This window comes from Nannocystis sp. (genome assembly GCF_016714285.1).
Taxonomy (GTDB): Bacteria; Myxococcota_A; Polyangia; order Nannocystales; family Nannocystaceae; genus Nannocystis.
In genome coordinates this window covers 433172-446814 of record NZ_JADJNN010000001.1, presented here as the reverse complement: position 1 = coordinate 446814, position 13643 = coordinate 433172, and the positions used below count along the sequence as shown (strand labels likewise).

The window sequence follows — 13643 nt, the reverse complement described above, 5'->3', positions numbered from 1 at the left end:
CCTCCGGAGATCAGCGCCCGGTGCTGCCGAAGCCGCCAGTGCCACGGGCGATCGGGGTGCCGCCGGCCATGCCTGCAGCGAAAGGAGTGCCTGCAGCGAAGAGAGTGGTGCCTGCAGCTGGGAGCTCGTCGACCTCGCGTGGGGCGAGCATGGCGACCGGCGCGAGCACCAGTTGGGCGATGCGCTCGCCGTGACGGACCTCGAAGGGTACATCGCCGAGGTTGATGAGGATGACCTGGAGCTCGCCACGGTAGTCGGCGTCGATTGTACCTGGTGCATTGACGATCGCGACGCCGTGGCGTAGCGCCAGGCCAGAGCGCGGACGGACCTGGCCCTCGTAGCCGTCGGGGATCGCCAGGGCCAGGCCTGTGGCGACCAAACGACGTTCTCCGGGGGCCAGGAGCACCGGGCCTGCGGGTAGGCAGGCGGCCAGGTCGAGCCCGGCGGCCCCCTCGCTCATCCGTCGCGGGAGGGCGGCATCCGGGTGGAGCCGCCGCACGAGCAGCGGCGGGTGGTTATCCCGATGCGTGTCCCGCGTATCGTGGTTCGCCGTCATGGCCATGGTCGGCGTCCCTGCGCGGATGTAGGGCTAGCCGCGCAGGTTCTGGACCTCCGACGGGTCGACCCCGAAGGCGGCGCGGCGGCTCAGCCGGATCTTGCCGGTCTGGTCGACATTGAGGACCTTCACCACCACCTCGTCGCCCTCCTGGACGACGTCGGTGACGCGCTCGACGCGGCGGTCGTCCAGCTCGGAGATGTGGACCAGGCCATCCGTGCCGGGCAGGATCTCCACGAAGGCGCCGAAGTCGACGATGCGCTTGACGACGCCGTGGTAGACGGCGCCGACCTCGGCCTCGGCGGTGAGGCCCTCGATGATCGCCTTGGCCTTGGCGATCCGCGCCGGGTCGTCGGAGGCGATGCTGACGCGACCGCTGTCGTCGACGTTGATGGCGCAGCCGGTCTGCTCGATGATCGCGCGGATCGTCTTGCCGCCGGGTCCGATGATGTCGCGGATCTTGTCGACCTTGACCTGCACGGTGACGATGCGCGGGGCGTACTTGCTGATGTCGGCGCGCGGCTCGGGGAGCACCTCGAGCATCTTGCCGAGGATGTGCAGGCGACCCTCGCGGGCCTGGTCGAGCGCGGCGGTGAGGATCTCGCGGGTGAGGCCCTCGACCTTGATGTCCATCTGCAGGGCGGTGATGCCGGTGCGGGTGCCGGTGACCTTGAAGTCCATGTCGCCGAGGTGGTCCTCGTCGCCGAGGATGTCGGAGAGGATCGCGATCTCCTTGCCCTCCTGCATGAGGCCCATGGCGATGCCGGCGACCGGCGCCTTGATCGGGACGCCGGCGTCCATGAGGCTGAGGCAGCCGCCGCAGACCGCGGCCATCGAGCTCGAGCCGTTGGACTCGAGGGTCTCGCTGACGATGCGGATCATGTAGGGGAAGCGCTCGTGGGTCGGGAGGACGTAGCGGAGCGCCCGCTCGGCGAGGGCGCCGTGGCCGATCTCGCGGCGCGACTGGCCGCGCAGCGGCTTGGCCTCGCCGGTGCAGAACGGGGCGAAGTTGTAGTGGAGCAGGAAGTGGCGGTGGACGTCGCCGCGGATCGTGTCGAGGCGCTGGACGTCCTGCTCGGTGCCGAGAGTGGTGGTGACGATCGCCTGGGTCTCGCCGCGCTGGAACAGCGCCGAGCCGTGCGGGCGTGCCAGCGGGTGGGCCTCGATGTAGATCGGGCGGACGTCGCGGGTGCCATGGCCGTCGATGCGCTTGCCCTCTTTGATCACCCGCTGACGGACGATCTTCTTCTCGAGCTTGGACAGCGCGCTGGCGATCTCCTGACCGCGGTGCGGGTGCTCGACGATGAACTTGGCGGTGATGGCCCGGGTGACCGCCTCGATCGCCTCACGGCGCTCAGCCTTGCCGACGATCGCGAAGGCGACCTTGAGCTCGGGCTCGGCGGCGGCCATGACGGCGCCGCGGAAGTCCTGGTCGACGGCGGGCTCGATGTGGATGCGCTTGGGCTTGCCGGCGCGCTCGCGCAGGCGGTCCTGCAGGGCGATCAGCGGGGCCGCGGCGTCCTTGGCGAACATCAGGGCGTCGATCATGTCGGACTCGGTGGCCTGCTCGGCGCCACCCTCGACCATGACGATCGCGTCGCGGCTGACGGCGACGACGATGACGATGTCGGCGATCTTGATCTGGTCCCACGAGGGGAAGGCGATGAACTTGCCCTGCACGCGGGCGACGCGGACCCCGGCGATCGGGCCGGCCCACGGGGCGTCGCTCAGGGCCAGCGCCGCGGAGGCGCCGGTGATCGCGAGGACGTCGGGCTCGTGCACCTTGTCGTGCGAGAGCACGGTGCCGATGACCTGGGTGTCGCAGCGGTAGCTCTTGGGGAAGAGCGGCCGGATCGGCCGGTCGATGAAGCGGCAGGTCAGCGTCTCCTGGTCGGTGAGGCGACCCTCGCGCTTGAAGTAGCCGCCGGGGATCTTGCCGGCGGCGGCGTTGTACTCGCGGTACTCGACGGTGAGCGGGAGGAAGGGCAGGTCCTTCGGCTCGCGCTGGGAGACGGCGGTGACGAGGACGGTGGTCTCGCCGCAGCGGATGACGACAGAGCTGGCCTGCTTTGCGAGCTTGCCGGTCTCAATGCTGATCTCGACCTCGCCGATCGAGCAGCTCTCGGTGACGGTATTCATGGTGGCGGAGCTTTCCGCCGTGGGAGGAACTTGTGGAGAGGGGACCTGGCCTGCGCGTCAGCCCTGGCGATCCCACGGCAGCTCGGCCATGGCTCGGCGCGCGGCGCCCCCAAAGAACGGAACAGAGAATGAGCCCAGAAAAAAGGCGCCCAGGAGGGCGCCTTTGCGGGGTTACTTGCGGATGTTGAGGGCGCCGATGAGGGAGCGGTAGCGGTCGACGCTGCTGCCCCGGAGGTAGTCGAGGAGGCGGCGGCGCTGGCCGACCAGCTTGAGCAGGCCGCGGCGCGAGTGGAAGTCCTTCGCGTGGGTCCGGAAGTGCTCGGTGAGGTAGTTGATGCGGGTGGTCAGCAGCGCGACCTGAACCTCGGGCGATCCAGTGTCGCCCTCGTGGGTCTGGAACTTGCTGACAACCTCGGCCTTGCGATCGACAGAAAGGGACATGATGGCTCGTAGCTCGTGGGGGGAGGCCCATGCCTCCGGGAAGTAAGTGTTGCTTTTGCGACCGGGAGAATCGTGGTGACGGGCGGCGTTGTCAAGCCGTTGGTGCAGGTACGCGCGAGGGGCCGAGGACCCGCTCGGGGCGCAGGACTTCGCCGTCGGCGGTGGCCTCGCGGCGGACCACGACGATGCCGTCAGCGTCGCGCAGGACCAGACGAGGCGCCGGCGGGAGGCCCTCGCCCGAGAGGATCGGCGCGCTCGGGAGCCAGGCGGCGTGACCGGCGTCGACCGTCACGGCCTGGCCCTGACGCAGCCGCGTGAGGGTGGCGACGCGGGGATCGTCGGGGCCGATCACCACCAGCGGGAGGCCGAGCGCGTCGCAGGGATCGATGAGGGCCGCTTGCAAGGCGGCGCTGATCGCCTGGCGAGCGTCTCCCCTGCCCTCGCTGGCCCCGCTGGCCCCGCTGGCGCCTACGACAGTCGTGCCTTCGATGGCGGGCCAGCGCAGGCGCAGCTTGGGGGGCAAGCCAGGTCGGGCTGGCAGGGGCTCGGCGAGGAGGCCGGTGACGGTGCGGGGATCAGCGAGGTCGAGCGGGCCGCTGGCGACGCGGCGCAGGGCGCCGAGGTGGGCGGGGACGCCGACGCGACGACCGAGCTCGACGGCGAGGGTGCGCAAATACGTGCCCTTGCTCACTGTCATTGTCGCCTCGATCCAGGGCTCGAGCGCGGCGGGATCGGGGTCGGCGAGGAGGTCGTGCACCGAGAGCACGGTCATGGGGCGTGGGGGGAGCTCGACGGTCTGGCCGCGGCGCGCGAGTCGGTGGGCGCGCTGACCGGCGACCTTGACCGCGGAGAAGGCGGGCGGCGAGAGCATGAGCAGGCCGTGGAGTTCGGCGAGGGCGGTGCGGGCTGCGGCACGCTTGCGCGGGCTGACCTCGGCGTAGGCGACGGTGCTGCCCTCGCGGTCCTCGGTGGTGGTGCTGCGGCCGAGGGCGAAGCGGGCGCGGTAGGACTTGTCGACGCCGGTGAGGTACGGGACCAGGCGGGTGGCCGGGCCGATGCAGAGGACCAGGAGTCCGGAGGCGGCCGGGTCGAGGGTGCCGCAGTGGCCGACCTGCGACTCGCCGAGGGCCCAGCGGACCCAGCCGACGACGTCGTGCGAGGTGGGGCCCTCGGGCTTGTCGACGAGGAGCACGCCCCACGGTGCGGAGGCGGAGGGCGCCGTCGCCTCGTTCATGCCCCGTCCTTGTCGGGCGTGCGGCCGGCGTCCTGGTCACGGATCTCGGCGAGGATGCGCTCGACCTGCAGGCCCTGGTGGATGCTGGTGTCGCGCTCGAAGCGGAGGGTCGGGAGTCGGCGCATCTGCACCTTTTCGCGGAGTTCGTGGCGGACGGCGGCCGCGGCTGCGCGCAGACCGGCGAGCACAGCGGCCTCATCGGCGCCCTGCGAGAGGATGTCGACGAAGACGCGGGCGAGGGTGAGGTCGGCGTCGACCTTGACGCCGGTGACGCTGAAGGTGACGCCCTGCAGCCGGGGGTCGCGCAGACCACCGACCAACAGGACGTCGGCGATGGCGCGCCGCAGCGTCTCCTCGACTCGTTCCATGCGTGTGCTCATGCGTGCTGTCCCAACGATGAAGCCAAGATTGACGCCAACCTTCAAGCTGGCAGTGAATTGACTCGGGCGTCCCGGCTCTCCGGGACGCCCGAGGCCCTGCTCTCCCCTGCGCCCCTCGGGGGCCGCTGGGGGCCCGCAAAGGTTACAGGGTCGGGGTCAAGGTCTCCATGTCGAAGGCCTGGATGATGTCCCCGGGCTCGATCTCCGGGAAGCTGTCGACGACGATGCCGCACTCGAAGCCGTCGCGGACTTCCTTCACGTCATCCTTCATGACGCGAAGGCTGGCGATCTTGCCCTTGTGGATCACCACACCGCGGCGGACCACGCGGACGTGGCTGCTGCGCTGGATGATGCCGCGGGTGACGCGGCAGCCGGCGACGACGCCGATCTTGGGGATCGGGAACAGCGCGCGGACCTCGGCCTCGCCCTGCTCGCGCTCGCGGTACTCGGGCTCGAGCAGCCCGATCATGAGCTCGCGGACCTTGTCGAGCGCCTCGTAAATGATGTTGAAGACGAAGATCGGGACCTTCTCGGCCTCGGCGGTGGGCGCGGCCTTGCCGACCGGCTTGGTGCTAAAGCCGATGATCACGGCCTCGCCAGCGGAGGCCATCTTGACGTCCGTCTGGGTGATGGCGCCGACGCCCGCGAGGATGACCTCGACCTTGACCTTATCGGTGGAGAGCTCGAGCAGGGCCTGCTTGAGCGCCTCGGCGGAGCCTTGCACGTCGGCCCGCATGACGATCTTCAGGGTCGGCGTCTTCTTGCGCTGGATGAAGTCCTGGATGCTCGGCCCGGTGCGGACCGACTCCTTGCGGCGCCGGGTCTCGCGGCGGTGGGCGATGAGCTGGCGGGCGGCCTTCTCGTTCTCGACGACGTTGAAGCGGTCGCCCGCGGACGGCACGCCGTCGAGGCCGAGCAGCTCGACCGGGGTCGACGGACCGACGGCTTCGAGGGTCTTGCCGCGATCGTCGAGCAGCCCGCGGACCTTGCCGCTGTACTCGTTGGCGACCACGATGTCGCCCTTGATGAGGGTGCCCGCCTCGACCAGCACGGTCGAGATCGGGCCGCGGCCCTTGTCGACGCGGGCCTCGAGCACGACGCCCTGAGCGCGGCCGGCGCTGGTGGCGCGCAGGTCGAGGATCTCGGCCTGGACCGCCAGCATCTCGAGCAGCTGGTCGATGTTCTTGCCGGTCTTGGCGGACACCTCGCAGATGATCGTGTCGCCGCCGAACTCCTCGCCGACGAGGTGGTACTCCATCAGCATCTGCTTGATGCGTCCGGGGTTGGCGTCGGGCTTGTCGACCTTGTTGATGGCGACGACGATCGGGACGTTGGCGTCGCGGGCCTGCTTGATCGCCTCGATCGTGGTCGGCATGATGCCGTCGTCGGCGGCGACCACCAGGACCACCACGTCCGTGACCTGGGCGCCGCGCGTACGCATCGCCGAGAAGGCCTCGTGGCCAGGGGTGTCGAGGAAGACCACGTCGCCCTTGGGCGTCGAGACCTTGTAGGCGCCGATGTGCTGGGTGATGCCGCCGGCCTCGTGCTTGGCGACCGCGCTCTTGCGCAGCGCGTCCATCAGGGAGGTCTTGCCGTGGTCGACGTGCCCCATGAAGGTCACGACCGGGGCCCGGGTCTCACCGGCGGCCTCGTCCCAGCCCTCGATGAACTCGTCCTCCTGGAAGGCGACGTTGTCGATCGTGTAGCCGAACTCGCTGGCGACCAGCTCGGCGGTGTCGGAGTCGATCACGTTGTTGATCGTCAGGCCGCGCATGCCCATGCCCCACAGGAGGCGCAGCACGGCGGTGGCCTTCTTGCCCATCTGGTGCGCCAGATCGGCGATCTGGATGACCTCGTCGACGCGGATGCGCTTCTTCGCGTCGCTCATCTCCTGGGTGGTGATGCGGGTGGCCGGGCCGCCCGGGCGCCGGCCCATGTTGCGCACCGTCATCTTGCGGCGGCGACCCTGGGCCTGGGCCCGCTCCTCGCGCTGCTTGCGGACGGTGGCGCGGCCGCGCTGCTCCGTCTCGCTGGCGTCGGTGATGATCACCTGCTGCGGGCGAGCGCGGTTGGCCAGCGGGATGAAGCCGACGATCTTCGGCTCGGCGCGCTGCGAGGCGGCGCCGACGATCACGCCGGACTCGTTGCGGACGACGCGGCGGCCGGTGGCCTCGTCGGTCTCGATGATGGTCTGGGGCACCGGCGCCGCGACAGGATTGGCCGCGCGGGTCGCGATCGGCGTGCCTTGCGGGCCGCGGGTGACCTCGACGCCGCGGGTCAGGCCGCCGTGGGCGCGATCCGAAGCGCTCTGGCGCGAGGGGGCCTGATGGTGCTGTTGGTGGTGCTGCTGCTGCGGCTGTTGTTGCTGCTGCTGCTGCGGCGGTTGTTGCTGCGGCTGCGAACCGGAGGTCAGCGGCTTGGTGCCGGTGGTCTGCAGCGGGCGCGTGCCGGTGATACCGGTGGCACCAGGGCGGCCGGGGCCGGGCCGCGTCTGCACCCCGGGCTTGAGCGGCTGGCCGATCGGGCTCGGCCCACTGCTTGGGCTTTGGGCGTGGGCGCTGGTCTGGCTGTCGCCGCGACGCTCACCACCGTGGCGGACCTGCGGCATCTCGCGCGGGCTGTCACGCCGCGGGGTGTCGTCGTCCATGCGGGCAGCGATGCCGCCGGGCAGGCGGCGAGTGTTGGCGGGCAGCTGGATGCGGCTGCCTACGGCCGGCTTGGGTTCAACCTCGCTGGCCCGCGGCTGCGGGGGTGCGGGGGTGCGGCTGGCCGGGCTGGCGCTGTTGGGGCGACTGGGCTGCTGCGTGGGCGTCGTCGGGCGCGACTGGACCGGAGCGGCGGTCGTCGGGGCCGGCCGATTCGGGGCTTGCGGCTGCGGACGGGCCGCGGGGGGCGGCTGGCTCGGGGTCGGCTCGCGCGCGGCGATCGGCTCCGTCCGCGGCTCTGTGCGTGACGCGGCCGGCGGGGCGCTGGCCGCAGCGGTGTGCTCGTCGGGGACGACGACGCGAGGCTCGGGCCGCGGGGGCTCGGGGCTCGCGCTCACGCGGGGCGGGTCGGCGACAGCGCGGGGCGGGGTCACGGCCTGCGACGAACCGAGCGCCGTGGGGACGGGCGCGGGCGTCGGAGCGGGCGTCGGAGCGGGCGTCGGGTCGGCATGCGGAGCTGCGTGGGCGAGCGGCGCCGGCAGTGGGACGTGGGCGACGGGCGGGGTGACGCTCGCTCGCACGACCGGCGCGGGGCTGGTCGTCGGGACATGTCCCGAGGGACCGCCGGGACGTCGGAGCGCCGGGTTCGGGGCGTTGCTCGTGAAGGTCGGGCGCGGCGCCTCGACGCGGGTCGGGGTGGGCGGCGTCGGGGCCTCGTCGTCCTCGCCGGGGCGCGGACCGACGCTGCGACGGCGGATCACCGGCGCAGGCTGGGCCCCCGCGGCGGTGTTGCCGGGGTGTTGGCTGTTCCCAACCGGGTGATTGCCACCAGGGTGATTGCCACCAGGGTGGCCACCAGGGTTTGCCGGGGTTGCCAGGGGCGGGTTGACCTGCGGGCGCGGGGCCGCCTGTGGGGCGACGCTCCGGCTCGCGGCGACCGCTCTGGAGGTGACGGCGAACCAGCTCGGCCTGGTCGTCGTCGAGGGTGCTCATCACGCCCTTGATTTCGACACCGAGGCCACGGATGTGGTTCTCCATGTCCTTGTTATCTTTGCCCAGCTCTTTGGCCAGCTCGTAGACGCGGATCTTCGCCATAATTCAGGCACCCCTCCCCGAGGCGTTCAGCGCGGCCGCCAGCGATTGGAGTCGGTGGACACGGCCGGGGCCGCTTCTCTGCATCAGGTCGGATTCTCGGTTCACGGATTCACTCAGGGCCGCCCACAACAGGTCCACGTCGGCGGTGACGGGCCCCGCCTGGAACGTCCGGGCGAAGCCGCCGCGGCGGACCGCCTGTACCAGGCAGGACCGCGACGGACACAAGTAAGCCGAGCGACCGATCCTGTCCTTGGGGCCAGGCCCGGAGGGCGTGGGACCAAGGGCGGAGACCGGTGCGGTCGGGCGCAAGGCAGGCACGGGCATGCCGCTCTGGCAGCGAGTGCGCAGGAGCTCCGCCTGCGGGCGGACGTGTCGACAACCGACACAGGTGCGCATCGGCACGTGCATATTCAGGCGTCACCCCCGGCGTAGCCCTCGTCCTCGCTGGGATCGACGACCATGCGGTTCTCGTCGGACGCGGGCTCCGGATACTTGACCGCGAGCGTCAGCTTGCCGCTGGCGGCGTCATTGGCGACCTCGATGATGGACTCGGCCCGGTCGACCGAACCCACGCCGGGGACCTGGGCGAGCTCGTCGGCGTCGGCGATGGCTAGGTCACGGAGGTTGCGCCAGCCCATCTGGAACAGGGCGCCAGCGACGGCGTCCCCGACCCCGGGGATGGCGGCCATCTCGGCGAGGCTGCGGCGCTCCATCTGGCGCAGCTTGCTCTCGGAGTAGATGTCGATACGCCAGCCGGTGAGCCGCGAGGCCAGGCGGACGTTCTGGCCCTTCTTGCCGATCGCCAGGCTGAGCTTGTCGTCGGGGACCACGAGCTCCATCGTGTGGCGCTCGGCGTCGATGAGCACGCGCGAGACGGTGGCCGGCTGGATCGCGTTGCACACGAAGCGGGCCGGGTCGTCGTTGTAGGGGACGATGTCGATCTTCTCGCCGCGCAGCTCCTGGACGACGGCCTGGACCCGGCTGCCGCGGATGCCGACGCAGGCGCCGACCGGGTCGACGTCGCGGTCGCGCGAGGACACGGCGATCTTGCTGCGGGCGCCGGGCTCGCGGGCGCAGGCCTCGATGCGGACGATGCCCTCGTAGATCTCGGGGACCTCGTGCTCGAACAGCTTCTCGACCAGGCCGCGGTGGGTGCGGGAGAGGATGATCTGCGGGCCGCGGGCCGACTTGTCGACGTCCTTCACGTAGGCGACGATGCGGTCGCCGGGGCGCAGCGACTCGCGCGGGACCTGCTCGCGGGCGGGCAGCAGCGCCTCGGCCTTGCCGTTGTCGACCTCGACCACGATGGACCCGCGCTCGAAGCGGCGGACGATGCCCGTCATGAGCTCGCCCTTCTTGTCCTTGTAGGCGTCGAACATGTTCTCGCGTTCGGCCTCGCGGACGCGCTGGATGATCACCTGCTTCGCCGTCTGGGCGGCGATGCGACCGAAGCCGTGCTGACCGAACTGCAGGGCGTCGATCTCGGCGTAGTCCTTCGACTGCTGCTCGGCGCGCTTCTTGTCGCCGTCGAGATAGAAGATCTGGAACAGCAGCTCGTCGCCGACCTCGGCCTCGAGTCCGGCGCGATGGGCCTGCTCCAGGCTGATCTCGCGGTGCCGCGACTGCACGTCCTCGACGACATAGAGGACCTGGAAGAGGTTCACGTTGCCGGTCTCGGGGTCGAAGCTGGCCTCGATCTCTCGATCTTCGAAGACCTTCTTGGCCGCCGTCGCCACCGCCTGCTCAACAGTCTCGATCAGGACCTCGCGCGAGATGTTCTTCTCGGCGCAGACCTGTTCGAGCACGGTATTGAGGTTGACTACTTCTTCCATGGGATCTTCGCCTCTGACGTTCAGTGCTCGCCCTTCGAGCCGGTGGCGGGAGGGGCGGTCTTCTGGGCGGCGCCGGAATGCGGCGCGCCGGGGTGCTTGTGGCCGGCGCCGGGGTGCGCCGGGCCAGGGAGTTCGTACACGAGGTTGGCCCGCCGAATGTCGGGGAGCGCGATGGCGTGGATGGTATCACCCTCGAGGGCCTTGAGGCGCACCGTGCCGCGGCGATCATCCGCGGGATGGGTCGGGTCGACCTCGGTGCCGACGATGTGACCGTGGAAGGTCTTTTGCTCGCTGCCGGGGGTGAGCGGGGCCCGGGTGCGGATGACGGCGCGGCCGCCGACGACCCGGGCGAAGTGACTGAGGCGGACGAGCGGTCGGTCGACGCCGGGCGAGGAGACCTCGAGGGTGTAAGGCTGGGCCAGCAGGGCCGCGAGGGCCGGGGTCTCCGGGTCGGCCTCGGCGGCGTCCAGAGCGTTGCTGAAGATCCGGCTCATGCGCGTGCAGTCGTCGAGGCTGACGCCGTTCGGGTGGTCGAGGTAGATCCGGGCCACGCGCCCGCCGCGACCACCGAGCCACTCGAGCAGCACGACCTCGTAGCCCATGGCCCGCGCCGCCCCCTCGACCGCGGCCTCGAGCAGAGAGGCCGAGGCCTCGCCGCCCTCGCCACCCTCGGTGTCGTGCTGCCCGTCGCTGGCGTGCAGATCATCAGCAGCCTCGATGACGCCGGGGACGTCCTCGGTGGCCCGGGGCGGGCGACGGCTGTGGTGCTGCGGGGTCTTAGCGGCCATAGGGAGGCACGGGAGCGGCGAGCGAGGCAATGAGGACTGCGAACAGGGCACGGAAAAAGCGAGCTGGGCTTCATGCCTGCTCGCTGGCGAAAGGCAAAATGCAGGCGCTTGGTAACACAGCGCCCAAAGCCGAGCAACCCCCCCATCGCACGGGCCTCGGGGGTGCCAAGACACACCTCGACCAGCGCATGACATGCTCGAGCTCACGTAGGATGTGCCGGGCTGTGGGTGACGGGTCCTGCCGAGGGACCCCCGCCCTGCCCGCTCCAGACGATGCCCACGGCCTGGCGCGGCGTGCGTCGGTCGATCCCACGGTGATCGTTTGCCGCTATCCTGCCGGCGATGCGGGACATCGACGTCGCGCTCGTCCAGATGTGTGCCGGGCCTGACCCGACGGTCAGCCTGGCGCGAGCGGCCGAACTCACGGCCGAGGCGCTGGCAGGCGGCGCCGAGCTCGTGGTCCTGCCCGAGAACTTCTGGGGTGTGGCGCCGCCGGGCTTCGATCGCCTGGCGTGGGCGGTCGACCTCGACGCGGTTGGGGAGGCGGAGGCGCCGCCGCTGCTGGCCGACCAGCTCGCGCTGTCTCACAGGAGCGACGCGCTGATCGTCCTCGGCGGGCTGCCCGAGCGGCCGGGCCCGGGCGACGCGGCGCCGGCCGGCGCGATCTACAACACCCTGGTGATCCTCCACCGCGGCCGCGTGGTCGGCCGCTACCGCAAGATCCACCGCTTCGACGCCACCCTCCCCGACGGCTCGCGCCTGCTCGAGTCGGCGACCGTCGCGGCCGGTGAGCGGCCGACGGTGTTCGCGGCGCCGAAGGTCTGCCTGGGGCTGTCGATCTGCTACGACCTGCGCTTCCCGGAGCTGTACCGGGCGCTGGTGACTGCGGGGGCGGAGGTGTTGCTGGTGCCAGCGGCCTTCACCCTCCACACCGGCCTGGCCCACTGGGAGCCGCTGCTGCGCGCGCGTGCGATCGAGAATCAGGCCTATGTGCTGGCGCCGGCGCAGCACGGGGCCCACGGGCACGGACGTCACAGCCATGGTCACAGCCTGATCGTCGACCCCTGGGGCGCGGTGGTCGCACAGGCCTCGCGCGGCGATGGGGTGGTCGTGGCCCGCCTGCGTGGCGAGTTGCTGACCCGGGTGCGCGCCGAGCTGCCGGCGCTGACGCACCGGCGGCTGGGCCCGGGTGAAACATCGGTGACCCGGCAGTCGTTGCCCGCGGAGGCGCCGTGAATCCGGGGATCTCGGGGCTGGCCACGCTGATGGATCGCTACCTCGATGGCGACGAGCGGGCCTTCGTGCATCTGCACGCCGCCGTGACCCCCCGCCTGCGAGGCCTCCTGCACAAGCTCGTCCGCGACAGCGCCACCGCCGAGGATCTGCTGCAGGCGACGCTGCTCAAGGCGCACCTGGCGCGCGGCGGCTTCGAGATCCGTGGCGACCACGCCGACGCGGCGGTGCAGGCGTGGTACGCGACGATCGCCCGCAACCTGGCGCTGGACCACCTGCGCGGGCAGGTCCGCGACCGCAAGCGGCGGGCCGATGCCCACGACGACCGCGATCCGATCGCCGAGATCGCGGCCGATCTCCCCTCGATCGAGGAGTGGCAGGTCGACCGTGAGACGGCGGAGGAGATCGCAGGACGCGTGCACGCGGCGCTGGCCCAGCTGCCCGCGGGGCAGCGGGAGATCGTCGAGCTGCACAAGCTGGCCGGGCTCAGCATGGCGGAGATCGCCGAGCGCCTGCAGATCCGCGAGGGCGCGGTGCGGGTGCGGGCGCACCGCGCCTACAAGGCCCTGGCCCGACTGCTCGGGCCGGCGGCGCTGCTGCTGTTCGTCGAGCTGCTGGGCGAACGAGGTGCGGCGTGAGCGTCGACGCGGGCGCGCTGATCGTCGGCGATCTGCGGGCGCTGCGACGCGGACGGGCGCGGCACTTCGCGCCGGCGCTGGCGCTCAGCTTGTTGTTCGTCGGCGGGTTTCTCCTGCTCGAAGGGCTGCGTCCGGACCTGTGGCTGCAGCCGGGCTGGCAGATCGCGGCCCAGATGGCGGTGTGGCTGCTGTGCCTGGTCGCGCTGCCGGCAGTCGGGGTCGGGCTGTGGTTCCCGGGGCGAGCGACCCGGGTGGCGCTGGGCCTGATGGCGGTGGTCGCCGCGCTGGTGGGCGCGCTCGGACCTGGCCTGATGGACATGTTCCAAGGGTCAGGTCCGATGGGACAGGGGCCGCAGCTCGACCGCTGCGTGGCGTCGACGATCGGCGCGGGGCTGCCGCTGCTGGCGCTCGGGGTGTTGAGCGGCGCCTCCGCGCAGCGGCGGCGGGCCGGCGGGGCGCTGTGGGTCAGCGGCGGAGTGAGCTTGATGGCCCTCGACGCGATCACCTGGCACTGCCCGAGCGACGATCTCGGGCACAACCTGTTTAGCCACCTCGGGGCGGCGGTGTTGCTGTTGATCGTGGCGGCGATCGCCGGGCTGCTGGCGCACCGGCGCCAGCGCGCGGGCTAGCGATTCATGTCCCGGGGGACAGGTCGCGGCGCA

12 protein-coding genes and 1 pseudogene are annotated in these 13643 nt (G+C 71.3%); 3 read left to right on the top strand and 10 right to left on the bottom strand.

The features are described 5' to 3' along the window. Positions 1-10: 10 nt before the first annotated feature. The 10 genes and pseudogenes from dut to IPJ59_RS01825 all read right to left on the bottom strand — a co-directional run bounded on the left by dut (position 11) and on the right by IPJ59_RS01825 (position 11110). On the bottom strand, positions 11-562 hold the full coding sequence (gene dut / locus IPJ59_RS01860) for a dUTP diphosphatase (RefSeq protein ID WP_293254078.1): 552 nt from the start codon (positions 560-562) through the stop codon (positions 11-13). A 27-nt stretch (positions 563-589) separates the two neighbouring features. Next, positions 590-2695 carry a polyribonucleotide nucleotidyltransferase gene (pnp, locus tag IPJ59_RS01855; RefSeq protein WP_293269507.1) on the bottom strand — a complete coding sequence of 702 codons (2106 nt, stop codon included), beginning with the start codon at positions 2693-2695 and terminating at the stop codon, positions 590-592. Between the two features lie 171 nt (positions 2696-2866). Then, positions 2867-3136: a 30S ribosomal protein S15 gene (gene rpsO, locus IPJ59_RS01850; protein WP_293254070.1), complete on the bottom strand. Its 270-nt coding sequence runs from the start codon at positions 3134-3136 to the stop codon at positions 2867-2869. A 91-nt stretch (positions 3137-3227) separates the two neighbouring features. Further along, a complete protein-coding gene (truB, locus tag IPJ59_RS01845) occupies positions 3228-4370 on the bottom strand; it encodes a tRNA pseudouridine(55) synthase TruB (protein ID WP_293269506.1) in 1143 nt (380 codons plus the stop codon). Next, positions 4367-4738: a 30S ribosome-binding factor RbfA gene (gene rbfA, locus IPJ59_RS01840; protein ID WP_293254064.1), complete on the bottom strand. Its 372-nt coding sequence runs from the start codon at positions 4736-4738 to the stop codon at positions 4367-4369. The genes truB and rbfA overlap by 4 nt, the downstream gene beginning before the upstream one ends. A gap of 154 nt (positions 4739-4892) precedes the next feature. Continuing rightward, positions 4893-8156, bottom strand: a complete 3264-nt coding sequence (infB, locus tag IPJ59_RS01835; RefSeq protein WP_293269505.1) for a translation initiation factor IF-2 — start codon at positions 8154-8156, stop codon at positions 4893-4895. A gap of 193 nt (positions 8157-8349) precedes the next feature. After that, a pseudogene (locus tag IPJ59_RS37490) lies at positions 8350-8490 on the bottom strand (translation initiation factor IF-2 N-terminal domain-containing protein); the annotation flags it as partial. Positions 8491-8493: 3 nt separating this feature from the next. Beyond that, positions 8494-8814 carry a YlxR family protein gene (locus IPJ59_RS37485; RefSeq protein WP_366524519.1) on the bottom strand — a complete coding sequence of 107 codons (321 nt, stop codon included), beginning with the start codon at positions 8812-8814 and terminating at the stop codon, positions 8494-8496. 86 nt (positions 8815-8900) lie between these two features. Next, positions 8901-10322 carry a transcription termination factor NusA gene (nusA, locus tag IPJ59_RS01830; protein ID WP_293269503.1) on the bottom strand — a complete coding sequence of 474 codons (1422 nt, stop codon included), beginning with the start codon at positions 10320-10322 and terminating at the stop codon, positions 8901-8903. Positions 10323-10342: 20 nt separating this feature from the next. Then, entirely contained in the window at positions 10343-11110 is a 768-nt protein-coding gene (locus IPJ59_RS01825) for a ribosome maturation factor RimP (RefSeq protein WP_293254055.1), read from the bottom strand. A gap of 342 nt (positions 11111-11452) precedes the next feature. Here IPJ59_RS01825 and IPJ59_RS01820 point away from each other — a divergent pair, with 342 nt between their 5' ends. The 3 genes from IPJ59_RS01820 to IPJ59_RS01810 are packed head-to-tail and all read left to right on the top strand — an operon-like array spanning position 11453 to position 13610. After that, positions 11453-12346, top strand: coding sequence for a nitrilase-related carbon-nitrogen hydrolase (locus tag IPJ59_RS01820; RefSeq protein ID WP_293254053.1), 894 nt, complete (start codon positions 11453-11455; stop codon positions 12344-12346). Further along, positions 12343-12981, top strand: a complete 639-nt coding sequence (locus IPJ59_RS01815) for an RNA polymerase sigma factor (protein WP_293269502.1) — start codon at positions 12343-12345, stop codon at positions 12979-12981. Before IPJ59_RS01820 ends, IPJ59_RS01815 begins: the two co-directional genes overlap by 4 nt. Then, positions 12978-13610, top strand: a complete 633-nt coding sequence (locus IPJ59_RS01810) for a hypothetical protein (RefSeq protein WP_293269501.1) — start codon at positions 12978-12980, stop codon at positions 13608-13610. The genes IPJ59_RS01815 and IPJ59_RS01810 overlap by 4 nt, the downstream gene beginning before the upstream one ends. The last annotated feature ends 33 nt before the right edge of the window (positions 13611-13643 follow it).